Below are 23965 nucleotides of genomic sequence, written 5' to 3'. Positions count from 1 at the left end.
TTTTTCAGCATGGGCCGGGGACAGGTAACAAACAAACGTTGACTGTAAGCAGTTTTAACGCCGCTAACCGTTTGAAATATCGCGGCTGAATCGTCAGGGGTGATGCGGTGGCGGTTGGCGGTTATACTGGCGCCGAAATTTGGCTCGTTTACTGCGGAAAGGATAAGTGATGAAGGCGTGGGTTCCCCTGCTGTTGGCCTATGGTGCGCTTGCCTGCGACCAGGCGATGGCGCAGATTGACGAGCCGGATATTGATGCCGATTGTCACAAGGTCGCAAGCTATGCCGAGTTGGGCAAAAATGCCTATCAGCGTGGCGATTACCCACGCGCCGCAGATATTTTCCGCGATCAGGCCGCCTGGAGTGAGTTCTGTGGTTTGGATAGCCAGGCAACGGCCACTGCTTATAACAACGTAGCGCTGGCGCTGATACACGCCGGCGAGCTGCTTAAGGCGCGTGCCTATTTAGAATTGGCACCACAAGACAGCAAGTCCCAACATAATCTCAAGCTGTTGCAGGAGCGGCTGGCGAAACGAACGCCGCCGATCGGGCCGGGCGGAGTGTATTGGCAATATGCCGGGCGTGGCGTCTGGAGCGAGGTTGAGATCAAGCCGCAAGATGGCCGCTGGCTGATCGTTTACTCTGGCTATTACATGCCGCAGATGGGCTTGTATTACGGGCCGAATATGGGGGAGTTCACTCAGACGTTGCCGATAGAGCACGGCAAAGCAGTATACCGTCAGCGGGAACCGGAAGATGTGATGGCGTGCGATGTGGCGATGCAGTTCGGTAGCGATGGTCTGGACATGCACACCGAGGGGGATTGTGGTTTCGGTTTTAACGTGCGTGCGGAAGGACACTTTGTACGGGTTGAATAATCAGCTCCGGGCATCCAATACTTTGAACACCCGGCAGCCGTAACAGGTATTAGGCCCAGGTAGCGGCGCCGCTCAATAACTCTTTCCAGGCCTCAACGTTGCCCAGATAGTTGCCCGCCGGGATCTGGCGCAGCTGGCCTTCGCTGTCTTGCAGAGCGAAAGTTGGGAACCCCTGGCCCTGAACCTTGGCAAGCAATGCGCGGCTTTGCGCGATGTGCTGCGCGGTTGGCGCACCGGCGTTAAACCGCATTTCGGCGATAAACGGAGCAGAGGGCAAGCCTAGCTCTTTTGCCAGCGCTTCCAGCACCGGCGTGTCGGCGATACGGCGACCTTCCTGGTAATGCGCTTCCTGAATGCGGTGCAGCATATCCAGCCCGCGTCCCGCCAGCGCTTGCGCTGCCAGTATGGCGGTAATCGGCGGCTCCGAGTCCATCACCGCGGTGGTATCACGCAACAATCCATTGAAATAAGCTTCGCCAAAGGGTTGGCCGGTTAACTCCGCAATGCGCTTGTCATGCGGGATCACATAATTGCGCCATTCATCCGTGATTTGGCGGCGGTTGTTGCCGGTCATCATACCGCCGGCGTGCAGGGCGATGGTTAGCCCTGGAATGGTTTTGGCCGCCTTCACCAGCGGGGCTGCGCCATAGCACCAGCCACACAGCGGATCGAAAATGTAGTGCAGAGTCGTACCGGTCATGTCTTTTCCTCGTTATACCCGCCGCCTTTGCGGCGGCTGGGTAGCAGTAACGCCTTGGCCTGGGTGTTTCGGCGTGCTTATTGCGGCCACTTCATTTCGCCTTTCAGCACTTTGGCGCTCAGTTCCAGGCTGGATTCGTCTTTCAGATCCGGGTAATGCTTTTTCATTGCCGCCACCAGTGCTGCAGAATCTTTGGCTTTTGGCAGTTCAGCTTCCAGCGTGGTCAGGTAGTTCTGGGTAAAGGTGACGGACTTCAGCGTCTGGTCTGCCCCCGGCAGGAAATGGCCAGGGACCACGACTTCCGGTTTCAACGCTTTGATGCCTTCCAGCGTTTGCTGCCAGTGCGCGCGGGATTCAACGGTTTGGTTATCGGCAATCCACGGATGGATATTGTCGCCGGCTACCGGCACACCGCCCACTACCGCTTTCAGCGCTGGGATCCACACGTAGGTGCGTTCCGGCGTCGGGCCGGTCAGGCCTTTCACTTCCACTTTCTGGCCGTCTACGGTGAAGCTGTCACCCTGCAACGCTTGAGGCACCACCACCGCTTTCGGCGCGTTGTCCTTCAAGATTGGGCCCCAGTACGCCACTTTGCCGTCTTTGGTGGCATTGATTTCTTCAATGGTACCCGGTGAAGCGATGATTTTAGCCTCAGGGAACGCGGCTTTAATGACGTCCAGACCAAAATAGAAATCCGGATCTGAATGGCTGATGTATACGGTGGTCAGCTTCTTGCCGGTCGCCTTGATCTTTTTCACCAGGGCTTCCGCGTCGTTACGCTGGAACTGGGCGTCGATCAGTGCGACCTCGTGTTTGCCGCTGATGATTTCGGAAGACACCGGGAACACGCTTTTCTCACCTGGGTTATACACTTCCATCGTCAGGGTGTTGGCGGCGGTAGCGAAGGTGCTTACTGTGGCGATGCCGGCAAAGGCCAGGGTCAACAATGATTTCTTAAACATGGGTAGAGGTCCTTGGGATGCGATTAATGTTGTATAGATGTTAGGTTGCATAAAGCGATAGAAAAACCGGATAATGAGCAACTATTCATTGCGTAAATCGGACGAATCATGGATCGCATTACCGCTGCTGAGGTTTTTATCACCATCGTCGACCGTGGCAGCATGATTGCCGCCGCGGAAACGTTGGAAATGTCGCGGGCGATGGTGACGCGTTATCTGGCACAAATGGAGCAATGGGCCGGCGCGCGTTTACTGCATCGCACTACTCGTAAGCTTAGTCTGACTGACGCCGGTGAGCGCACGCTGGAACGCTGTCGACAGATGCTGGCGCTGGCGGGCGAAATCGATTTGGTCGAAGGAGAGCAGAGTGACGAGCTGCGTGGCCTGTTACGCATTACCTGTTCACAATCGTTGGGCCAGACGGCGCTGGTGGGCGCGGTGGCGCAATACCTGAAACGCCATCCGCAGGTTGCAGTGGATCTGCAAATGAACAATCGCACGGTGAATCTGGTGGAGGAGCGTATCGATCTGGCGTTACGCATCACTAACGAATTGGATCCCAATCTCATCGCCCGGCCATTATCCTCCTGTGCTTCCGTGGTCTGCGCTTCCCCGGCCTATCTGGCGGCGCACGGCACGCCGCGTCATCCGCAGGATTTGGCGCTGCATAACTGCCTGACTTATTCCTACTTCGGTAAAAGCCTGTGGCATTTTGACCTTCAGGGCGTGAAGTCGGCGGTCGCGGTCAGCGGCAACCTGAGCGCCAACGAATCGGTGGTGTTGATGGCGGGCACGGTACAAGGCGCGGGTATTTCCATGCAGCCTTACTATTCTGCAGCCCCTTTACTGGGCAGTGGCGAACTGATTGAGCTGATGCCGGATTACCGGCCCCAGTCGATGGGGATTTACGGTATCTATACCTCACGCCGCCAGATGCCGGCGACATTGCGCACCATGTTGGACTTTTTGGTGGAGTGGTTTGCCCACGATCCGGATTGGCAGGCGACGCTGCGCTGATAGCGTTAACACACGGGTAACATTTTTACACATTTTTCATCATCAGCGCATTCAACCAGTTAGCGAGCCAGGCATGGCTTTTTGTGCGCAGCGGCCGTTTTGCCACTGGTTTTTACGCGGGATTGCGTGCTATTTCTGTAACGTGAAAAGCGTGAATAAGACTTAATAATTATAGGGTTAAGCAGTTAAGCCCGCTCTTTGAACACCCTCTCTGACCCTTTTTCGCGGGCAGCCTGCCGGGCTGCCCGTCAATTTTATGTGTTTTTACCGGCCCCGAGTGCCTGACACCGGGGCTTTGTTGACTGGGAGCTTTCCGCATGCCTGTTTCTCTGCTCGCACTGGCATTAAGTGCATTCGCTATCGGCACCACCGAGTTTGTGATCATGGGGTTGCTGCCTGAGGTGGCGGGAGATCTGCAGGTCTCCATTCCTTCTGCTGGCTGGCTGATCAGCGGCTATGCCCTTGGCGTGGCTATCGGTGCACCCATCATGGCCTTGCTGACCGCGAAGCTGCCGCGTAAAAAAACGCTGTTGCTGCTGATGGTGATTTTCATCTTCGGCAATATTATGTGCGCCCTGGGGTACAGCTATGACTTCCTGATGCTGGCGCGCATTATCACCGCCTTGTGCCACGGTGCCTTCTTCGGTATTGGCGCGGTGGTTGCGGCCAATCTGGTGCCGCCAAACCGCCGGGCTTCAGCCGTGGCATTGATGTTCACCGGCCTGACGCTGGCCAACGTGCTCGGTGTGCCGCTGGGTACCGCACTGGGTCAGGCGCTGGGTTGGCGTTCGACGTTCTGGGCGGTGGCGGTCATTGGCGTGCTCTCTCTGTTGGCGCTGTACAGCAAGCTGCCCAGCGTGAAGGACGAGGCCCCGACGGATCTGAAAAAAGAGCTGGCGGCGTTGCGCGGCGGCGGTATTTGGCTGTCATTGCTGATGACCGTGGCCTTTGCCGCATCGATGTTCGCGCTGTTTACTTATATTGCCCCGTTACTGACCGAGGTGACGGGTGTTTCTTCCCATGGCGTCAGTTGGACGCTGTTGCTGATGGGGGTTGGTCTGACGCTGGGCAACATCCTGGGTGGACGTTTGGCGGACTGGCGCTTGCCGTTGACGCTGACCTGTACGTTCCTGGTGATCGCCTGCTTTGCGGCATTGTTCAGTTGGACCAGCCATTCGATGGTACCGGCTGAAATTACCCTGTTCCTGTGGGCCGCTGCGGCGTTCGCCGCCGTACCGGCGCTGCAAATCAACGTGGTGACCTACGGTAAAAAGGCCCCAAATCTGGTGTCCACGCTGAACATCGCCGCGTTCAACGTCGGTAATGCGATTGGTGCCTGGGTTGGCGGTGTCGTGATAGCGCAGGGGTTGGGCTTGACCAGCGTACCGCTGGCCGCTGCGGGGATCGCGTTGCTGGGTCTGGTACTGTGTCTGGTGACGTTCAGCCGCGCCAAGCGCCCGGCTAGCGCGTAATCACGGCGGCCAGACGGGCGGGCAGCGTTTGTGCCTGTTGCTGCAAATGTTGAGTAAAGGCCGTGACCAGCGCCGACGACGGGCGGTGCAGCGGCCGGATCAGGCTAACGGTAAAGGGCACGTCAACGCTGAATGGCCGTATATGCACACCGTTGTTGGCGTAGTCCAACGCCGTTAGCGGATTGACTATCGATACCCCCACGCCGGCTTTGACCATGGCGCAGACCGACGCTGCGCTGTGGGTTTCCATCACCAGCCGGCGATTAACCCCTTCCTCACTGAACAGCGAATCCAGCAGTTGGCGATAGCTGTCGGTGTTCGACAGGCTGATAAAGTTTTGTCCGGCAAAATCCTGCGGCGTCAGCCGCTTTTTCGCCAGCAGCGGATGCTCGGCCGGCAAGACACACACTTCGTTCAGCGTCATCAAGGTCATTCGCTCGGTGCCCGCCGGAGTCAGGGTATTTTCCGTCAGGCCCAAATCGTGGCGCTGCGCCGATAACCACTCTTCCAGCAACGGTGATTCCTGCGGTATCACGCTGAAGCTGACCTCCGGATAGCGATCGATAAAGGGTTTGCACACCGCCGGCAGCAGCGATTGTGAAAATACCGGCAGGCAGGCAATCGAAAGCTGCGCCTGCTGGAACTGGCGGATACCGGCGGCGGCATTGACGATGCGATCAAGGCCGTAATAGGAACGTTGAACCTCTTCCAACAGCCTCAGGCCCTGTACCGTGGGGGATAACCGCCCGCGTACCCGTTTGAACAACTGCAGTTGGATCAGTTTCTCGAAGCGCGCCAGCTCGCGGCTGACGGTGGGCTGCGAGGTTTGCAGCAGCGCGGCGGCTTCGGTCAGATTGCCGGCCGTCATCACCGCATAGAAGATTTCAATCTGGCGCAGGGTTATCGCGTGCATCGGCTGATTCCATCATGAACAAAGCCATATCATAAATGAATAGACTCTGGCTAAATAGATATTTTCCACCCGAGAAAGAGTGCGGCAATATTGAAGGCATACCATTTTCGAACCGGGAACATCACTATGCCACGCGCTTTGCACGACACTTCTACCGCTCTTAACGCCGCTAACCTATTGGCGCTGCCTCAGCGCTTTGGTTGCCCTGTGTGGGCCTATGACGCAGCGATTATCAGCGAGCGCATCAGCCAATTGCGGCATTTTGACGTGATCCGTTTTGCCCAGAAGGCCTGCTCGAATATTCATATTTTGCGCCTGATGCGTGAGCAGGGCGTCAAGGTGGACTCGGTGTCGTTAGGCGAGATTGAACGTGCATTGCAGGCCGGTTTTCAGCCGGGTGGCGAACCAAGCGAAATCGTGTTTACCGCCGATGTGCTCGATCACGCGACTCTGGCTCGCGTCAGCGAATTGAAAATCCCGGTCAACGTCGGTTCGATCGACATGCTGGAACAGCTGGGGCAGGTCTCTGCCGGGCATCCGGTGTGGCTGCGCATCAATCCAGGTTTCGGTCACGGCCATAGCCAGAAAACCAACACCGGCGGTGAGAACAGCAAGCACGGTATTTGGTATGCCGACTTACCGCAGGCGGTGGAAAAAATTCAGCAATACGGTCTGAAGCTGATTGGCGTGCATATGCATATAGGGTCGGGGGTGGACTACCAGCATCTGGAGCGCGTGTGTGACGCCATGGTGCAACAGGTGATCGACCTCGGCCAGGACATCAGTGCGATTTCTGCCGGAGGCGGGCTGTCGATCCCCTATCAGTACGGCGAAGAGGCGATCGATACCGAACACTATTTTGGTTTGTGGAACAGCGCCCGCGAGCGTATTGCCGCACATTTGGGTCATCCGGTGAAGCTGGAGATCGAACCGGGCCGTTTCCTGATGGCGGAAGCCGGTGTGCTGGTCGCCGAGGTACGGGCAGTGAAAGACATGGGCAGCCGGCACTTTGTGCTGGTGGATGCCGGTTTTAATGATTTGATGCGTCCGGCAATGTACGGCAGCTATCACCACATATCCCTGCTGCCGGCCGACGGTCGCGATACCGCACACCAGCCACTGCGTGAAACCGTGATTGCCGGACCGCTGTGTGAATCCGGAGACGTCTTTACTCAGCAGGCCGGGGGCGGTATTGAAACCCGCGAGCTGCCGCCGGTGCAGGTTGGCGATTATCTGGTGTTCCATGACACCGGTGCTTATGGCGCGTCTATGTCTTCAAACTACAATAGCCGCCCGCTGCTGCCGGAAGTGCTGTTTGAGAACGGTGAACCGCGCCTGATCCGTCGTCGCCAGACCATCGAAGAGCTGATTGCGCTGGAAATGATCTGATGCTTTTGGGCGCAGTTTGCTGCGCCCATTTTACAGCGTCATCCGTCGATGCTGGCCGTTCGGGAGCTGAACTTCCAGCGACAGCGTTCCCCCCATGGCTTCGATATAGCGTTTGAGTGAAGAGAGTTTAATTTCGCTGCCGCGTTTTTCCAGGTTGGCGACCGAAGGTTGGCTGATACCAAGCCGCTTGGCCAGTTCCACCTGAGACACCGCCAGTTCTTCCCGAAGCATTGCCAGCCGCAGTTCAAAAATTTCTTTGTCCGCTTTCTGTTGCGCAGCTTCAACTACGGTGGGATCGAGTTTGTCGATCAGATCTGATAAGGGTTTGGCCATTTACGTTACCTCTGGGTTGCCAAGTAATGTGAAAACTCTCTGATGGCGATCGGCAACATTTGTTGATAGAAGCGTTTATTACCGGTTTTATCGCCACCGCAAAGCAGGACCGCTTGTCGTTGCGGATCGAAGGCGAAGAAAATCCGAAACGGCCGACCGCGATGCTGAATACGTAACTCTTTCAGATGCTGTATTTGGTTTTTGTGATTCAGCGTGTCGGCATGAGGACGCGCCAACAAGGGGGGCGAATTCCTGCATTTTGAATATTCCTACCAGCACGCTTTTTTGTTGATCGCTGTTTAATGATAAAAACCAGCTGTCGAATCGTTCGACGGTCACGATCTGCCACATGTCAAACTCCAAATATAGTCTTTAAGCTATATAGCGTAAAGGTTATTGTCTTGACAATATGCGGATTGGTGGCAGGGAAGGGAAATTGGCGTTGAAGAAATACGGCGCTGTACGCAATCTGCGACAGCGCCCGGAGGGATCAGTCGGCGTAAGGCCCGGGAAGCACCGATTCACGCAGCCGCAGTTCGCCGGTGAACGGGGTGAGTGGCTGTGTGTCTTCCCCATTGATCAGGCGAAAAGCCTGGCTGATGGCGGCTTCGATCATCACGTCGATCGGCAGATACACGGTAGATAGTGCAGGTTGCAAATAGGCGGCGCTGGGCTCGTCGTCAAAGCCGAACAGTGAGACATCCTGCGGCAGGCGTTTGCCCGCATCGAGCAGCGCCTTCATCGCGCCGACCGCCATGTCGTCGTTGCAGGCGAACAGCGCGCTGAAATCGATATGCTCGGCCAGCAAACGCCGGGTGCCCTGATATCCGCTTTGCACGCTGCTGTCACCGTAGGCCACGCGGGCTTCGTTGAAGGCAATATGGTGCTGCTCTAACGCTTGTTGATAACCTGCCAGCCGCGCCTGTGCTGTTGGCGTGGCGATGGGGCCGGTAATGCAGGCGATCTCGCGATGCCCCTGCCGAATCAGATAATCCACCGCATGGAAGGCCGCCTTTTGCTGTTCGAAGAACACGCAGCGTGCGCGCGCCTGTGGCAGATCCCGATTGATCACCATAATCGGCACCGGCAGGCTGTCCAGCAGCTTCATCAGCGCAGTTTCTGACATGAAACGCGTATACAGGATGATGGCATCACAGCGGCGATCCGCCAGTAGCTGTACCGCCTGCAGTTCATCTTCCGGCGTGTCGTGGCCGTCGGTCACAATCAGGTGTTTGCCACTGGCCTCGATCAGCTTGGCTGCGCGACGAAGCAGGCGCCCGAAGTAGGGGCCGTCGAAATTGGACACTACCAGGCCAATGCTGTTGGAGCTTTTGTTTGCCAGCGATTGGGCGAGGAAGTTCGGGCGGTAACCCAAATCGTCCATGGCCTTGAACACCGCATCGCGGGTGCTCTTTTTCACCTGGCCGGTGCCATTTAACACGCGTGAAACCGTGGCTTTGGATACCCCCGCGCGAATGGAAACATCCAACATGGTGATCATCAGTGGCTTACCTCTTTCAACATCCGCTGTGGCAAATATCGCTCAGTCTAGCATAGGCTTACCCCTTGGCTGCGTGGGATTTTTCCGCCGGGATTGTGTTGTGGCGCAACGTCCGTAGACTGATGCCAGACAATGGGAAAAGAGAGAAGAGATGACTGAGATTAAGCTTCTGGCGGATTATCCACAGCATCGCGGTCAGGTGATTGATTGGCTGTGGCAGGCGTTTGGCAGCGAAAGCAGCCGGGCATTTTTCGCCAGCGTGGTGGATAGCGGGCTGTGCGGAGCCGATTTGCCCATTACTTTTATCGCCCTGCAGGACGATAAAGTGGTTGGCACCGTCGGCTTATGGCGCTGTGACTTGATCAGCCGGCAGGATCTGACGCCCTGGCTGGCGGCGCTGTATGTCGGCGAAAGCCAGCGCGGTAGCGGTCTGGGGCTGCGGTTGCAGCAGCATGTGCAAGACTACGCCCGACGCACCGGCTTCAGTGAGCTTTATCTCTACAGTGACTTTAGCGGCTATTATGAGCGCCATGGCTGGCGCTACATTGGCGATGCGCTGGATTACCCCGATCGCCCGGTGCGGCTGTATCACCGGGAGTTGATCTAATTCTGCTCGTAAACGTTATTGATGCTGGCCACCGAATGGCGGCGCACCAGCGTCGGGCTGAACATGTTGGTGATCTCCGGCAGCGGCTGATTGTTGGCCAGTGCCAGCGCCAGTTCGGCCGCCTGGGTCGCCATGGCCACCACCGGATAGCGAATAGTGGTCAGACGCGGCCGCAGGTAGCGTGAAATCAGCACGTCATCGAAACCAATCAGCGACATCTGCCCCGGCACATCCACGCTGTTGTCGCTCAGTACCGAAAGGGCACCGGCGGCCATTGAGTCGTTGTAGCAGGTGACCGCGGTGAAGTTTTTACCGCGCCCGAGCAGCTCGGTCATCGCCTGTTCGCCGCCAATCTCGTCTGGCTCGCCGTAGGCAATCAGTTTTTCATCTACCGCAATGCCGTGCTCCTGCAATGCATCGAGATAGCCCTGCAGACGGTCCGCCGCGTCGGAAATTTGGTGGGTGGAGCAGATGATGGCAATACGCTGGTGCCCCTGTTGGATCAGGTGGCGGGTCGCCAGCCAGGCACCGTAGCGATCGTCGAGCGCCACGCAGCGCGATTCAAAGCCCGGCAGCGTGCGGTTAATCAGCACCATGCCCGGGATCTGCTGCATCCACCCGCTTAACTCACGGTCGGTCAGCTTTTTGGCATGTACCACCAGCGCGGCACAACGGTGGCGTACCAGCTGTTCAATCGCCTGACGCTCTTTTTCCGCCTCGTGGTAACCGTTGCCAATCAGTAGGAAATTGTGGGTGGCGTAGGCCACCTGCTCCACGGCCTTGACCATGGCACCAAAGAAGGGATCGGAGACGTCGGAAACGATCAGCCCGAGCGTTTCGGTCGATTGCTGCGCCAGCGCGCGGGCATTGGCGTTTGGGTGATACTGCAGTTGTTCCATCGCGGCCAGCACGGCGGTGCGTGAGCCTTCGCTAGCCTTGGGAGAATTGTTTATTACGCGGGATACCGTGGCCACGGAAACACCCGCCAGCCTGGCAACATCCTTTATGGTAGCCATATCTGTCATACATCCTGGGTAATCGCTTACATCCCTCAGTCTTGCGGAAAAAGCCCGGGGCTGCAAGCGCTGGCGATCGTAACTTGTGGCGGCTGTTGCAGATATGGGCAATTTACCCCGAGCTTAGACCTGCGCCGCTCAGTGATAGAGCCATTTGTGCTTTGGCGTGGCGCGTCGGCTAATGCTATTTTTGGGCATCCATTTTTGGCTGAGAACACCATGTCGATTAAACGCTATCCGCAACTCGCTCACTGGGGCGCCTACACCGCCGTGGTTGAAGACGGCAGGCTTATCCGTTGTGAGCCGTTTGCCGACGATCCGGATCCTTCCCCAATGCTCGACTCCATCGCGCCGATGGCCTATTCCGACAAGCGCATCCGCAAGCCGTCCGTGCGCCGTTCCTGGCTGCAAAAGCGTGAAGGCAGCGACCGTACGCTACGTGGCCGCGAGGATTTTGTCGAAGTGGATTGGGATCTGGCGCTCGATCTGGTGGCGGAAGAGAACCGGCGCGTGCGCGATCGCTACGGCCCCTCCGGCTTGTTTACCGGTTCCTATGGCTGGTCATCTGCCGGGCGCCTGCACCACGCTCGTTCGCTGGTGCGCCGTTTTTATTTTGCTGGCGGCGGCGGTGTCGATCAGTTGGGCAACTACAGCTGGGGAGCGGCCCAGTTTTTCCTGCCGTATGTGATCGGCACTTTCACCCCATTGACCGGCCGTGTCACCAGTTGGCCCAGCGTGGTTGAGCACTGCGAGCTGTTTGTGGCCTTCGGCGGCCTGGCGTTGAAAAATGCCCAGGTCTCTTCCGGCGGTGCGGCGGAGCACTCGCTCAAACCCTGGCTGCAAAAGCTGGTGAAAAAAGGCACTCCGGTGATCAACATCAGCCCGATGCGTGATGACTGCCCGGAATTTGTTAATGCCGAATGGATCCCAATTCGCCCGAATACCGACGTGGCGCTGATGCTGGCCCTGGCGTATGAAATCCAGCGCCGTGGCGCTCAGGATGAAGCTTTCCTCTATAGCCACTGCACCGGCTATAGCCAGTTGGCGGATTATCTGCGCGGCACCGACGACGGCGTGGCAAAAACGCCCGAATGGGCCAGTGCCATCACCGGCATTCCGGCGGCGCGTATCGGTTTGCTGGCGCAGCAACTGATCGGCGTGCGCAGTTTTATCACCTGTTCCTATTCGGTTCAGCGTGCCCATCGCGGTGAACAACCCTACTGGATGATGATTGCCCTGTCGGCGATGCTCGGCCAGGTGGGGCTGCCGGGGGGCGGTTTCTCCTTTGGTCACGGCTCGATGAACGGGGTCGGCAACCCGCGGGTGGATACGCCGGGACCCATGATGCCGGTCGGCGCCAACCCTTGCGGGCTAGCCATCCCGGTGGCGCGTATCTGCGACATGCTGTTGCAACCCGGCGGCTCCTATCAGTTCCGTGGCGAGACGCACCAGTATCCGGATATTCATTTGGTGCACTGGGCCGGCGGCAACCCGTTCCATCATCACCAGCAGTTAAACCGGCTGGTGGAAGGCTGGCAAAAACCGGATACGGTGATAGTGCAGGATATCTGGTGGACGCCGGCGGCCAAGATGGCGGACATTGTGCTGCCGGTTACCACCTCGCTGGAACGTAACGATATCGGCGGTTCATCGCGCGATCGCTACGTATTGGCGATGCATCAGGCCATTGCGCCACAGCATCAGGCACGTAACGACTTTGATATTTTTGCCGATCTGGCGGAGCGGCTCGGTTACCGCGAGCAGTTCACCGAAAACCGCGACGAGCGGGCCTGGATCGAATCTATCTATCAACAATGCGGCCAGGCGCAGGCGGGGACCGGCGTAGAATGGCCCGAGTTTGAGGATTTCTGGCGCAAAGGCTATATCGAGCTGCCGGCACCGGCGAAAGAATTCGTGTTCTTCGACGATTTTCGTGCCGATCCGCAGGCCAATCCGCTGCAAACGCCGAGCGGCAAGATTGAGTTGTTCAGCGAGAAAATCGCCGGTTATCGCTATGCCGATTTTGCCCCGCATCCGCAGTGGCAGCCGCCAGTCGAGTGGCTGGGGGCACCGGAGGCCAAAGAGTGGCCATTGCACCTGATATCTATCCAACCGAGCGATCGCCTGCACAGCCAGATGGATCCGGCGCCGCTGGCGCAGGGCAATAAAACGGCCGGACGCGAAACGCTGTATATGCACCCGGAAGATGCAGCCAGGCGCGGCATTGCCGAGGGGGCGGAGGTACAGGTCAGCAACGCGCGTGGCAATTGCCTGGCAGGTGTTGCGATCACCGACGGCGTCACCCAGGGCGTAGTGCTGATGGCAACCGGCGCCTGGTTTGACCCAGGTTTTGGTGCCGAGCGCCTGCAGGTGGAACAGTCCGGCAACCCGAACGTGTTAACGCTGGATATCGGTACCTCACCATTGACTCAAGGGCCGAACGCCATGAGCTGCCTGGTAGAAGTGAGCGTACGATAAACATCCAGCCCCACGGCAAGGCGAGCTCGCTGTGGCTTGAAAGGCCTTGGGGATACACCGCTGGTTACACTTTGCGCCCTAATGTTTCGATTGGCCGCTGGCTGGTTTTCGGCTCAACGGGGTAAATTAAACGTCCCAGAGGTATTGATTGGTGAGTTTCAGCAACTTGTTTGTTGAGCCCATATTAATTTGCACCAACCTACGCAGATGCGTAGGTTTTTTTTTGCCCGATCCCCCTCCGTCCCGCCTGCGTAAAATCTGATTTTGTATTTTTATTCCGCAGGACTATTTACATTTCATTGAGTTATTTCAGTACATCGCGGGAAATTTACAGCTGGTTGCATTTAGAGCAAAACTCTTGCGATTGATCGGTAGTTTCTTAATCGGCACCTCTCTAGAGTAGGTGATCCCAGAGGTATTGATTGGTGAGAAATCAGCATACTCTGTATGTTGAAGCCATTTTCAATTGCACCAACCTACGCGGATGCGTAGGTTTTTTTTTGCCTGCCATATAGTATTCTTTTCCCTACAACCATTTACGCTCATCTTGGGCAAAGGGAGAAGGGCATGATCTTTTCAATGCTGCGGGTGCTGTTCCGCCTGCTGTACCGGGTACGCGTTGAGGGCGACGCCCGACATTTCGATCAGAAAAAGCTGCTGATTACGCCCAATCACATCTCCTTCCTCGACGGTATTCTGTTGGCGCTGTTTTTGCCGATCAAACCGGTGTTTGCCGTCTACGCCAGCATTGGCGATCGCTGGTTTATGCGCTGGTTGCGGCCTTATATCGATTTCGTTTCGCTCGATCCCACCAAGCCGATGGCCATCAAACAGTTGGTGCGCATGGTTGAGCAAGGGCGGCCCATCGTGGTGTTCCCCGAAGGGCGCATTACCGTGACCGGCTCACTGATGAAAATTTATGATGGTGCCGCGTTTATTGCCGCCAAATCGGGGGCGACCGTGGTGCCGATACGGCTTGATGGCGCCGAATTCAGCCCTTTTGGGCGTATGGCCGGGGTATTCAAGATCCGTTGGTTCCCGCAGATCAGCATCCGTATTTTACCGCCGACGTCATTGCCGATGCCGGTCGCGCCACGCGCCCGAGAACGTCGCATGCTGGCCGGCGATCGTTTGCACCAGATCATGATGAAGGCGCGTATGGACACGCGCGAGCCACAGACCCTGTTCCGCGCTTTGCTGGCGGCGCAGCATCGCTATGGTCGGAGCAAGCCGTGCATTGAAGATATCAACTTCAAGGAAGACAGCTACCAGACACTGATCAAAAAAGCGCTGGGCGTCAGCCGTATCCTGCAGCGCTTTACCGCCGAGGGCGAACATGTCGGCATGCTATTGCCGAATGCCACCATTACCGCCGCGGCGATTTTTGGCGCCTCGCTGCGCAACCGTATCCCGGCGATGCTCAACTACACCGCGGGTTCCAACGGCCTGAAAAGCGCCATGCTCGCCGCCAGTCTTAAAACCATCGTCACCTCGCGCCAGTTCCTGGAAAAAGGCAAGCTGACACATTTGCCGCAGCAGGTGCCGGAGGCCAACTGGGTGTATCTGGAGGATCTGAAAGATACCGTGACCCTGGCGGACAAGCTGTGGATCCTGCGTCATCTGTTCCAACCCGCGCGCGCCATGCTGCCGCAGCAGCCTGACGATGCGGCACTGATCTTGTTCACCTCGGGGTCGGAGGGCAATCCGAAGGGCGTGGTGCACTCCCACGCCAGCCTGCTGGCCAACGTTGAGCAGATCCGTACCATTGCCGACTTCACTCCGCGCGACCGTTTTATGTCGTCGCTGCCGCTGTTTCACTCGTTTGGTTTGACGGTCGGGCTGTTGACCCCGTTGATGACCGGCAGCCGCATCTTCCTCTACCCCAGTCCGCTGCATTACCGCGTGGTGCCGGAGCTGGTGTATGACCGTAACTGCACCGTGCTGTTCGGCACGGCCACTTTCCTCAATAACTATGCGCGTTTTGCCCATCCGTACGACTTTGCCCGGTTGCGCTATGTGGTAGCCGGTGCGGAAAAGCTGGCGGACAGCACCAAACAGATTTATCAGGACAAATACGGTATTCGCATCCTGGAAGGCTATGGCGTGACCGAGTGTGCGCCGGTGGTGTCAATCAACGTGCCACTGGCGGCCAAGGTGGGTACCGTCGGGCGCATCATGCCGAATATGGAAGCGCGTTTAATGAAGGTGCCGGGTATTGAGAACGGTGGACGCCTGCAACTGCGTGGGCCGAATATCATGAAAGGCTATCTGCGGGTGGAGCATCCGGGCGAGCTGGAGCCGCCAGCGGCAGAGGATGAACAGGGCAACCTGCAGCCGGGCTGGTACGATACCGGCGATATCGTCACGCTGGACGAACAGGGCTACTGTGTGATCCGCGGTCGGGTGAAGCGCTTTGCCAAACTGGCGGGCGAAATGGTCTCGCTGGAAAGCGTGGAGCTGCTGGCACAGCGCGTATCGCCGGAAGGGCTGCACGCCGCCACGGTGAAAAGTGACAGCAGTAAGGGCGAGGCACTGGTGCTGTTCACAACCGATGCAAGCGTAACCCGCGAAGCCTTGCTGCGGGCAGCGCGTGAATTGGGCAGCCCTGAACTGGCGGTACCGCGTGATATTCGCCTGTTGAAAACGCTGCCGGTGCTGGGCAGTGGCAAACCGGATTTTGTGACCCTGCGTAAAATGGCTGAACAGCCGGAGACTGTCTGATGAACCCGTCGTCGAACACTGATTCACCCTTGCTTTCGCGCAGCATGATTGCCGTCATTTGCGCACAGTTTCTCTCTGCGTTCGGTGACAATGCGTTGCTGTTCGCCACGCTGGCGCTGATCAAACAACAGCTTTATCCCGACTGGAGTCAGCCGATTCTGCAGATGGCGTTTGTCGCCACCTATATCATTCTCGCGCCTTTTGTCGGCCAGATTGCCGACAGCTTTGCGAAAGGGCGAGTGATGATGGTGGCTAACGGCCTGAAGCTGGCTGGCGCATTGGTGATCTGTTTCGGGTTGGATCCGTTCCTCGGTTATAGCCTGGTGGGCGTGGGTGCCGCAGCTTATTCACCGGCCAAATATGGGATTTTGGGTGAGATCACCAGCGGTGAGAAACTGGTCAAGGCCAACGGCCTGATGGAGGCCTCCACTATCGCGGCGATCCTGCTGGGCTCGGTGGCCGGCGGCATCCTGGCAGACTGGCACGTGGTCGCGGCACTGGCGGTATGTGCGCTGGTTTACGCAGCGGCGGTGATCGCCAACCTGTATATTCCGCGCCTGCCTGCGGCACATCCGGCGACGTCATGGACGCCACGTGCCATGACTCGCGCTTTCTTCAACGCCTGTGTGGTGCTGTGGCGCGATGGGCAAACCCGTTTCTCATTGATTGGTACCAGCCTGTTTTGGGGCGCTGGGGTCACGCTGCGTTTTCTGTTGGTGCTGTGGGTGCCGGTGGCGCTGGGTATCGCCGATAACGCCACGCCGACGTTGCTGAATGCCATGGTGGCGGTGGGGATTGTGGTTGGCGCCGGTGCCGCGGCTCGCTTCGTTACGCTTGAGACCGTGAAACGCTGTATGCCGGCTGGGATCTTGATTGGCGTAGCGGTGGCGATATTCGCGCTGCAAACTACCCTGCTTAGCGCCTATGCGGTACTGCTGATTATCGGCGTCTTGGGCGGCTTCTTTGTGGTGCCATTGAATGCGTTGTTGCAAGAACGAGGCAAAAAATCGGTGGGGGCAGGCAACGCGATCGCGGTGCAAAACCTTGGCGAGAACACCGCCATGCTGTTGATGCTCGGGCTCTATTCGCTGGCGGTGAAAGTCAGCGTACCGGTGGTCGGCGTGGGGATCGGTTTCGGTGTGGTTTTCGCGCTGGCGATCGGCGCGCTGTGGTTGTCGCAACGACGGGCAAAATAATCAAAGGGGCGCGGTTTAGGCGCCCCTGATTATTTAGGGTGCAGGAATGGTAAAGCGGGTGTGGATCTCCTCCAGCCCCTGAAGCACGTCTTCATTCAACACCAGGTCGAAACTGTCGATGTTGGTTTTCAGCTGTTCCAGCGTGGTGGCGCCCAGCAGGGTACTGGCAACGAAGGGTTGCTGGCGAACAAAGGCCAGGGCCATCTGCGAAGGATCCAGTCCGTGTTTTTTGGCTAATGCGACGTATTCGGCAATCGCCAACTGCGTTTGCGAGGCCGAATAACGATTAAAGCGGCTAAACAGCGTATTTCGCGCACCGGCCGGTTTGGCGCCGTTCAAATACTTGCCGCTCAGGGTGCCGAACGCCAGGCTGGAATAGGCTAACAGTTCGACGCCTTCGTGCTGGCTGATCTCCGCCAGAGCAATCTCAAAACTGCGGTTCAACAGGCTGTAGGGGTTCTGAATTGAGACGATGCGCGGCAGCTCATGCTTTTCAGCCAACTGCAGGTAACGCATCACGCCCCAAGGCGTTTCGTTAGACACCCCGATATAACGAATTTTACCGGCGCGCACCTGCTCGGTCAGCGCTTCCAGCGTTTCCAGCAGGGTGACGGTAGCCTTTTCGTCAGTGTACTGATAGTTGAGCTTACCGAAGAAGTTGGTCGCACGCTGCGGCCAATGCAACTGGTAGAGATCGAGATAATCGGTGTTGAGGCGTTTCAGGCTGGCGTCCAGCGCGGCACGGATGTTTTTGCGATCCAGCGCCTGCTGCGGGCGGATACTGCTGTCAGTCCCGCGCACCGGCCCGGCGATTTTGCTGGCCAGCACCAGTTTCTCACGGTTGCCGCGAGCCTTGATCCAACTGCCGATGTACTGTTCGGTCAGCCCCTGGGTTTCAGGGCGGGGCGGTACCGGGTACATCTCTGCGGTATCGATCAGGTTGATGCCAGCGGCTAATGCATAGTCGAGTTGCGCGTGGGCATCGGCTTCACTGTTCTGTTCGCCAAAGGTCATGGTGCCCAGTCCCAGCACGCTCACTTCTAAAGAACTGTGGGGAATACGGTGGTATTGCATTAACGGCCTTCCTTTCGTGTTAGCGCTTACGGGCTATACACCCGATAAAACAGGAGCCAAACAATCTGCAAGGCGGTGATATCGCCTTTGCCGACTATAACCAAGCCGAGAAGATGGGGGAAGTGGATTCAGTGCGGGGAGGGCTATCGCGCAACGCGGGAGCGATAGCCGATCGGGAAACTAGCGTTCGATGACCTGTGAAACCTGATCGCCGTTGATCTGGCGATGGTTGCCTTTTTCGTCTTTATAGCTGATGAGGCCGGTATCTTGGTCAATCTCTGGCTTGCCCTGAGTCAGGATCATATTGCCGTCTTTGGTCGCCATCACGTAATCGCTGGAGCATCCCGCCAACCCGGCGGCCATCACCAACGCAGACACTGCCATTACCCACTTTTTCATCCTGCGGATCCTCAGTTAAGTATGCAAAAAGAAGCTTCTTTCTAGATTAGCAAACTATAGATGCATCGTGTTTCGGATAAGTCCTTATCTCTGTAAGAGAAAGTGACATTGAAACTGTGCGGGGGATACAAAAATATTAACGGGAGCGGCTTACGCTCGCTCCCGTTGGGGGATTACTCAGAGGCGGGTTTTTTCTTGCTGCGCATCAGGTTGAGCGCTTCTACCGACATCGAGAAGAACATCGCAAAGTAGATGTAGCCTTTAGGTACATGCACCTGGAAGCTTTCCAGCATCAGGGTGAAGCCCACCAGGATCAAGAATGCCAGCGCCAGCATTTTCACCGAAGGGTGGCGGTTAACGAACTCGCCAATCGGCCGGGCGGCAAACATCATAACGCCCACGGCAATCACTACTGCTGCCATCATGATAAACAGATGATCGGACAGGCCTACCGCGGTGATCACTGAATCCAGGCTGAAAATGATATCCAGCAGCATGATCTGCACGATGGCACCGAAGAAGCCGTGCACTTTAGTGTGGTGCTCTTCGTCCGACCCTTCGATGGTTTCATGGATCTCTTTACTGGCTTTCCAAATCAGGAACAGCCCGCCCAGCAGCAGGATCAGATCGCGAGCCGAAACGCTGTGATCCATGATGGTAAACAGCGGATGGGTCAGACGGATCACCCAGGCGATAGAGGCCAACAGCCCCAGACGCATTAACATTGCGCCGGCCAGCCCGATGCGACGCGCCTTGTTCTGCTGGGCTTTCGGCAGTTTAGACACCACCAGGGAAAGGAAAATAATGTTATCAATACCCAGAATGATCTCAAGAATGGTCAGCGTACCTAACGCTAACCAGGCATTGGGATCCATAATCCATTCGAACATTGCCTAGCCACACCTTAATAAAAAGCAAAGGCTGAATTATACGCGTTTATTGATACGGCGACACTGTTAGCTAAACACAGCCTAAACAAAAGCGATCAGATTAAGAAATGTCTTGCCAGCAGCGCGGCGGTGAAACTTTTTTTCAAATAGAAACCACGCGGTAATGTGAGGATCGGCTGACCTTGTTCGCCGATGGCTTCGGTCAGGGCTTTACTGTTGGCCGCCTTGGGGCGTAGTTGCAGCACTTCACCGTGTCGTGCGGTGATCCGTTCTACGTGGCCAAGCACGATCAAATCCATCAGCTCTTCCCAGTCGCGGCGCAGCATCTCTTCTTCTTCTTCGTTCGGGCTCCACAACAGTGGTGAACCTATGCGCCGCTGTGCCAGCGGAATCTGCCGCTCGCCTTCCACCGGGATCCACAGCACCCGCGCCAGCTTATGGCGTACGTGGCTGCTGGCCCAGGTGACGCCGCTGTTGCCGGTCAAGGGCGCTACGCAGACGAAAGTGGTTTCCAGCGGCTTGCCGGCGGCGTCTATCGGGATGGTTTTCAGCTCGATGCCCAACTCGGGAAAATCCTGTTCCGGCTTGCTGCCGGCCATGGCGCCAAGATACTGCTCCAGCAGCATGCCAACCCATCCTTTATCCCGCTTCAGATCTTTGGGAATAGGCAACTGCGCATGTGTCGCCAGTTCTCCCAACTGACAGCCGGCAAGCTGCTGCGCCCGTTCAAACAGTTGCTGTTCATTTTCTGGAGGAGGAGGCAGAGGAGATAAAAACGCCATAATGCGAACCTGCTAGATTTGGTTGAAAAACGTACTGTATTTGTACACAGCGAACCTTGGTGGGCAAGGTCTGGGGAAAAGAATAATAGTAGCATGATTTTCCATGACTTTTTTCCCGCTACATGACGGGGGAAAAATTCAGGGCGACGCTTGTGCACCTGAAGCCACCGACAATAAACAGGATCTTACACCTATTTATCCACAGATTTATGGGATAACCCAAATTTTTACCGATCACTGGTTCGATTTACAGCCTTGACTCAGGGGTTTTTTTGCGAAATTGTCCGTTTTGTGCGTAACTCATACGGATAATCTGTGGATAAAAACGACGTTGGTGGATCTTTCGCCAGGGTAAGATCCTAAACGGATATAGATCACATTTTTACTCTGTATAGGGTTGTTGATAAATAAATAACTTTATGTTTTTAATGATGTATTTTTGTTTTTGTTTTTATGGTGATTTTGAGTTCACCAGAGTTTTACCGGCTTATCCCTTGAGTTCTTCACACACCTATCCACAGAAAAAGTGAATAAAACCGCGTGTAAATGGCTTCACATGTTTATAACTTTGCCATTATCTGTGAGTTATCCCAATGTTATCCGGTCTGCACCGCCGCAAAGCAGTGGTTTACCGCCTGTAGCTTGTGTGAAACAATCAGGGTATCTATGCGAATTTAAGCTTATCGAGGTAGTCCGGTGATCGATGATGATGGCTACCGCCCGAATGTTGGTATCGTAATCTGTAATCGTCAGGGGCAAGTCCTGTGGGCTCGCCGTTACGGTCAACACTCCTGGCAGTTTCCCCAAGGGGGGATCAACCCCGGTGAAACCGCAGAACAGGCAATGTACCGTGAGCTGTTCGAAGAAGTGGGGCTGAGCAAAAAGGATGTGCGTATCCTGGCCTCAACCCGCAACTGGTTGCGCTATAAATTGCCAAAACGTTTGGTGCGTTGGGACACAAAGCCGGTTTGTATCGGCCAAAAGCAGAAATGGTTTCTTTTGCAGTTAATGTGCAATGACGCTGATATCAATATGCAACGCAGCAGCACGCCGGAGTTTGACGGCTGGCGCTGGGTGAGCTTTTGGTATCCGGTGCGCCAGGTGGTGTCGTTCAAACGCGACGTTTACCGCCGGGTGATGAAAGAATTCGCCGTCACCGTGATGCCGATGCAGGAGCAGGCAGCACAGCGGCAGACCCCCGCTTATCGCCGGAAGAGAGGTTAAGTTAAGCCGACTATGCTCACGCGCTTGCGAGAAATTGTTGAGAAGGTGGCCGCGGCGGCCAGCCTGACAGATGCGCTGGATCTTTTGGTTAATGAAACCTGTCTGGCAATGGATACGGAAGTCTGTTCCATCTATCTGGCAGACAATGACCGCCGCTGTTATTACCTGATGGCGACACGCGGGTTAAAAAAACCGCGTGGGCGCACTATCGCACTGGCCTTTGATGAAGGCATCGTCGGCCTGGTTGGTCGCCGTGCGGAGCCGATTAACCTGGCGGACGCGCAGAGCCACCCCAGCTTCAAATATATTCCCCAGGTGAAGGAGGATCGGTTCCGATCCTTCCTCGGCGTGCCGATCATTCATCGCCGCCAACTGCTGGGCGTATTGGTGGTTCAGCAGCGTGAGCTGCGCCAGTTCGACGAAAGCGAAGAGTCTTTTATGGTGACGCTGGCCACGCAAATGGCCGGTATCCTATCCCAATCGCAGCTTAACGCTCTTTTTGGCCAGTATCGCCAGACGCGCATTCGTGCGCTGGCGGCATCGCCAGGCGTGGCGGTGGCTGAAGGTTGGCAGGACAGCAGCCAGCCGTCACTCGATCAGGTTTACAAGGCCTCAACGCTCGATACCGCCAGCGAACGTGAACGCCTGACCCAGGCGTTGGAAGAAGCCGGGGCGGAATTCCGCCGTTTCAGCAAGCGCTTTGCCGCCAGCTCGCAAAAAGAGAGCGCGGCGATTTTCGATCTTTACTCTCACCTGCTGAACGACGCCCGCCTCAAGCGTGAACTCTTCGCCGAGATCGATGCCGGCTCCGTAGCCGAATGGGCGGTGAAGCAGGTGATCGAAGTCTTTGCCGCCCAGTTCGCCAGCCTGCAAGACACCTACATGCGCGAGCGCGCCAGCGATCTGCGCGCGCTCGGTCAGCGCCTTTTATTCCACCTCGACGATACCACTCAGGGCGCAACCCAGTGGCCGGCGCGTTTTGTGCTGGTAGCCGATGAACTGACTGCTACCCTGTTGGCCGAAATGCCACAGGACAGGCTGGTCGGCGTGGTGGTCCGCGACGGTGCCGCCAACTCACACGCGGCTATTTTGGTGCGGGCGATGGGGGTGCCGACGGTGATGGGGGCGGATATCCAGCCTGCATTGCTCAGCCAGCGCCTGCTGATTGTCGATGGCTATCGCGGCGAGCTGCTGGTTGATCCGGAGCCGGTGCTGGTGCAGGAATACCAGCGTCTGATCAGCGAAGAGCTGGAATTAAGCCGATTGGCGGAAGACGATGTCGAACAGCCGGCTCAGCTCAAAAGCGGCGAGCGAGTGCAGGTGATGCTCAACGCCGGTCTTAGCCCGGAACACGAGCAATTGCTGGGAGGGCGCGTCGATGGCGTCGGCCTCTACCGTACCGAAATTCCATTTATGCTGCAGAGTGGCTTCCCTTCCGAAGAGGAACAGGTCGCCCAATATCAGGGTATGTTGCAGCTCTATCCGAACAAGCCGGTGACGCTGCGCACGCTGGATATCGGCGCCGATAAGCAGCTGCCTTATATGCCTATCAGCGAAGAAAACCCCTGTCTGGGTTGGCGCGGTATCCGCATCACCCTGGATCAGCCGGAAATCTTCCTGATCCAGGTGCGCGCCATGCTGCGTGCCAATGCCGGTACCGGCAATCTGGGCATTTTGCTGCCGATGATCACCAGTCTGGAAGAGATCGACGAGGCCCGACGCTTGATCGATCGCGCTGGGCGGGAAGTGGAAGAAGTGTTGGGGTATGAAATTCCCAAACCCAAACTTGGCGTAATGCTTGAAGTGCCGTCGATGATCTTCCTGATCCCGCATCTGGCCGGGCGGGTGGAGTTTATTTCGGTCGGTACCAACGACCTGACCCAATATCTGTTGGCGGTTGATCGCAACAATACCCGAGTGGCTTCGCTGTACGACAGCCTGCATCCTTCCATGCTGCAGGTGCTCAAGATGATTGTCGTTCAGGCCCAGGCCGTCGGGCTGCCGGTGGGGTTGTGCGGTGAACTGGCCGGCGATCCCATGGGGGCCTTGCTGCTGGTGGGCATGGGCTACCGCAACCTGAGCATGAACGGACGTAGCGTGGCGCGGATCAAATATCTGCTGCGGCATATTGAGCTCTCCGATGCCGAAGTGCTGGCGCAGCGGGTACTCAGTGCCCAAATGACCACCGAAGTGCGCCATCAGGTGGCGGCGTTTATGGAGCGGCGTGGCATGGGCGGGTTAATCCGCGGTGGCAAGTAACGCCGCAGGCTGACTGATTTTTTTACAGAACTTTTCCCAGCAGTCCAGTCCGGAGACGCTTAAGCTTATGCTATTATCCGCCTCCTCACTGTGTTGAAAGCAACGGAAAAAGTGCTCCTGCTGCGTTTCACCGCGTTTGGCACCTGCCGCCCCCG

Annotated in this window: 20 protein-coding genes and 1 pseudogene; 10 read left to right on the top strand and 11 right to left on the bottom strand. The window is 56.8% G+C overall.

Going from position 1 to position 23965, the window contains the following annotated elements; genetic code table 11:
• Positions 1 to 169 precede the first annotated feature (169 nt).
• Positions 170 to 877 carry a tetratricopeptide repeat protein gene (locus AC1RKG_RS18820; protein WP_493183574.1) on the top strand — a complete coding sequence of 236 codons (708 nt, stop codon included), beginning with the start codon at positions 170 to 172 and terminating at the stop codon, positions 875 to 877.
• Positions 878 to 926: 49 nt separating this feature from the next.
• On the opposite strand, the gene AC1RKG_RS18815 is transcribed toward AC1RKG_RS18820, so the two are convergent.
• Both AC1RKG_RS18815 and AC1RKG_RS18810 read right to left on the bottom strand, forming a co-directional pair.
• Complete coding sequence (locus tag AC1RKG_RS18815; RefSeq protein WP_116691837.1) at positions 927 to 1577, bottom strand: DsbA family protein; 651 nt, start codon at positions 1575 to 1577, stop codon at positions 927 to 929.
• A 77-nt stretch (positions 1578 to 1654) separates the two neighbouring features.
• Positions 1655 to 2539: an MBL fold metallo-hydrolase gene (locus AC1RKG_RS18810; RefSeq protein WP_020828416.1), complete on the bottom strand. Its 885-nt coding sequence runs from the start codon at positions 2537 to 2539 to the stop codon at positions 1655 to 1657.
• A gap of 108 nt (positions 2540 to 2647) precedes the next feature.
• On the opposite strand from AC1RKG_RS18810, the gene AC1RKG_RS18805 reads away from it, so the two are divergent.
• Together AC1RKG_RS18805 and AC1RKG_RS18800 are read left to right on the top strand one after the other, a co-directional pair.
• Positions 2648 to 3556 (top strand): LysR family transcriptional regulator, encoded by a 909-nt coding sequence (locus tag AC1RKG_RS18805; protein WP_142814505.1) that lies wholly within the window; start codon positions 2648 to 2650, stop codon positions 3554 to 3556.
• Between the two features lie 317 nt (positions 3557 to 3873).
• Positions 3874 to 5028, top strand: a complete 1155-nt coding sequence (locus tag AC1RKG_RS18800; RefSeq protein WP_046372746.1) for an MFS transporter — start codon at positions 3874 to 3876, stop codon at positions 5026 to 5028.
• On the opposite strand, the gene AC1RKG_RS18795 is transcribed toward AC1RKG_RS18800, so the two are convergent.
• Positions 5018 to 5941 carry a LysR family transcriptional regulator gene (locus AC1RKG_RS18795; protein WP_493183573.1) on the bottom strand — a complete coding sequence of 308 codons (924 nt, stop codon included), beginning with the start codon at positions 5939 to 5941 and terminating at the stop codon, positions 5018 to 5020. The two genes, AC1RKG_RS18800 and AC1RKG_RS18795, sit on opposite strands and share 11 nt — an antisense overlap.
• Before the next feature lie 126 nt (positions 5942 to 6067).
• Between AC1RKG_RS18795 and lysA the strand changes: the two genes are divergently transcribed.
• Positions 6068 to 7330 (top strand): diaminopimelate decarboxylase, encoded by a 1263-nt coding sequence (lysA, locus tag AC1RKG_RS18790; protein ID WP_046372748.1) that lies wholly within the window; start codon positions 6068 to 6070, stop codon positions 7328 to 7330.
• A 30-nt stretch (positions 7331 to 7360) separates the two neighbouring features.
• On the opposite strand, the gene AC1RKG_RS18785 is transcribed toward lysA, so the two are convergent.
• The 3 genes and pseudogenes from AC1RKG_RS18785 to AC1RKG_RS18775 all read right to left on the bottom strand — a co-directional run bounded on the left by AC1RKG_RS18785 (position 7361) and on the right by AC1RKG_RS18775 (position 9164).
• Positions 7361 to 7663, bottom strand: a complete 303-nt coding sequence (locus AC1RKG_RS18785; protein WP_149573996.1) for a helix-turn-helix domain-containing protein — start codon at positions 7661 to 7663, stop codon at positions 7361 to 7363.
• 5 nt (positions 7664 to 7668) lie between these two features.
• Positions 7669 to 8014 (bottom strand): annotated as a pseudogene (locus AC1RKG_RS18780) (type II toxin-antitoxin system RelE/ParE family toxin).
• A 139-nt stretch (positions 8015 to 8153) separates the two neighbouring features.
• A complete protein-coding gene (locus AC1RKG_RS18775) occupies positions 8154 to 9164 on the bottom strand; it encodes a LacI family DNA-binding transcriptional regulator (RefSeq protein WP_116691841.1) in 1011 nt (336 codons plus the stop codon).
• A gap of 151 nt (positions 9165 to 9315) precedes the next feature.
• Between AC1RKG_RS18775 and AC1RKG_RS18770 the strand changes: the two genes are divergently transcribed.
• Entirely contained in the window at positions 9316 to 9771 is a 456-nt protein-coding gene (locus AC1RKG_RS18770; RefSeq protein ID WP_493183572.1) for a GNAT family N-acetyltransferase, read from the top strand.
• Here the strand turns inward: AC1RKG_RS18770 and galR are convergent.
• Entirely contained in the window at positions 9768 to 10787 is a 1020-nt protein-coding gene (gene galR, locus AC1RKG_RS18765; RefSeq protein ID WP_020828407.1) for an HTH-type transcriptional regulator GalR, read from the bottom strand. The two genes, AC1RKG_RS18770 and galR, sit on opposite strands and share 4 nt — an antisense overlap.
• A gap of 219 nt (positions 10788 to 11006) precedes the next feature.
• Here galR and AC1RKG_RS18760 point away from each other — a divergent pair, with 219 nt between their 5' ends.
• The 3 genes from AC1RKG_RS18760 to lplT all read left to right on the top strand — a co-directional run bounded on the left by AC1RKG_RS18760 (position 11007) and on the right by lplT (position 17182).
• Positions 11007 to 13265, top strand: a complete 2259-nt coding sequence (locus AC1RKG_RS18760) for a molybdopterin guanine dinucleotide-containing S/N-oxide reductase (protein ID WP_493183571.1) — start codon at positions 11007 to 11009, stop codon at positions 13263 to 13265.
• A gap of 567 nt (positions 13266 to 13832) precedes the next feature.
• On the top strand, positions 13833 to 15986 hold the full coding sequence (aas, locus tag AC1RKG_RS18755) for a bifunctional acyl-ACP--phospholipid O-acyltransferase/long-chain-fatty-acid--ACP ligase (protein ID WP_046372752.1): 2154 nt from the start codon (positions 13833 to 13835) through the stop codon (positions 15984 to 15986).
• Complete coding sequence (lplT, locus tag AC1RKG_RS18750; RefSeq protein WP_115058129.1) at positions 15986 to 17182, top strand: lysophospholipid transporter LplT; 1197 nt, start codon at positions 15986 to 15988, stop codon at positions 17180 to 17182. The genes aas and lplT overlap by 1 nt, the downstream gene beginning before the upstream one ends.
• A 33-nt stretch (positions 17183 to 17215) precedes the next feature.
• Here the strand turns inward: lplT and AC1RKG_RS18745 are convergent, their stop codons facing one another.
• From AC1RKG_RS18745 to mutH, 4 genes are all read right to left on the bottom strand, one after another.
• Positions 17216 to 18256: an NADP(H)-dependent aldo-keto reductase gene (locus AC1RKG_RS18745; RefSeq protein ID WP_493183570.1), complete on the bottom strand. Its 1041-nt coding sequence runs from the start codon at positions 18254 to 18256 to the stop codon at positions 17216 to 17218.
• A gap of 180 nt (positions 18257 to 18436) precedes the next feature.
• Positions 18437 to 18655, bottom strand: coding sequence for a YgdI/YgdR family lipoprotein (locus AC1RKG_RS18740; protein ID WP_020828402.1), 219 nt, complete (start codon positions 18653 to 18655; stop codon positions 18437 to 18439).
• Between the two features lie 173 nt (positions 18656 to 18828).
• Entirely contained in the window at positions 18829 to 19545 is a 717-nt protein-coding gene (locus tag AC1RKG_RS18735; protein ID WP_020828401.1) for a TerC family protein, read from the bottom strand.
• 95 nt (positions 19546 to 19640) lie between these two features.
• On the bottom strand, positions 19641 to 20327 hold the full coding sequence (gene mutH / locus AC1RKG_RS18730) for a DNA mismatch repair endonuclease MutH (RefSeq protein WP_493183569.1): 687 nt from the start codon (positions 20325 to 20327) through the stop codon (positions 19641 to 19643).
• Between the two features lie 696 nt (positions 20328 to 21023).
• Between mutH and rppH the strand changes: the two genes are divergently transcribed.
• Entirely contained in the window at positions 21024 to 21551 is a 528-nt protein-coding gene (rppH, locus tag AC1RKG_RS18725; protein ID WP_012146527.1) for an RNA pyrophosphohydrolase, read from the top strand.
• A gap of 12 nt (positions 21552 to 21563) precedes the next feature.
• Positions 21564 to 23810: a phosphoenolpyruvate--protein phosphotransferase gene (gene ptsP / locus AC1RKG_RS18720; RefSeq protein ID WP_020828399.1), complete on the top strand. Its 2247-nt coding sequence runs from the start codon at positions 21564 to 21566 to the stop codon at positions 23808 to 23810.
• The last annotated feature ends 155 nt before the right edge of the window (positions 23811 to 23965 follow it).

It is taken from the genome of Serratia sp. GW822-FHT06D09, from assembly GCF_058799515.1.
The sequence above is the reverse complement of the archived record's forward strand: the minus strand, read 5'-3'. Positions and strand labels throughout refer to the sequence as shown.